Origin of the sequence: Marinomonas arctica, assembly GCF_003259225.1 — a bacterium.
Classification (GTDB): domain Bacteria; phylum Pseudomonadota; class Gammaproteobacteria; order Pseudomonadales; family Marinomonadaceae; genus Marinomonas; species Marinomonas arctica.
On record NZ_QHJF01000096.1, the window covers coordinates 1 to 397 of the forward strand.

At 45.6% G+C, this 397-nt stretch carries 1 protein-coding gene; it reads right to left on the reverse strand.

The annotated features are described in order from the left end of the window. Positions 1-219, reverse strand: a 219-nt coding sequence (locus DK187_RS21305) for a hypothetical protein (RefSeq protein ID WP_204355682.1), incomplete at its 3' end; no start/stop codon positions are given. Positions 220-397 lie beyond the last annotated feature (178 nt).

A 397-nucleotide genomic window follows, 5' to 3' on the forward strand; every position in this document is an offset into this window, starting at 1 on the left:
TTGAGGCGTTAGACCTTCTTCTATTGGAAACCAAGTGCTAAAAATAAATGTGGGGATCCTTAAGGCTAAAGCCACGATCGACAAAAACCTAGATAAATCAGATCGTTGATAAATAATGCACACCAGTCGCCTTGATGTTGGATTCGCGCTGACGCGTTGAGCCTGCGAAGCGAATACCAAGGTGATGGTGATGCACCTCAGCCCCTTTCCTTGAGACAAAAAAAGCCCCGACAGCGTTCGCTATCAGGGCTCTCTTAATATAAAGCTTGACGATCTATTATCACATGCGTGTCTTTGATAAAGAGCCCCACACACACGTGGCAAGGATCCTGTTACGTCCCTGAAACGAAAAAACCCCACCCTACTGAGTAGGATGGGGTTTCTCTTAATATAAAGC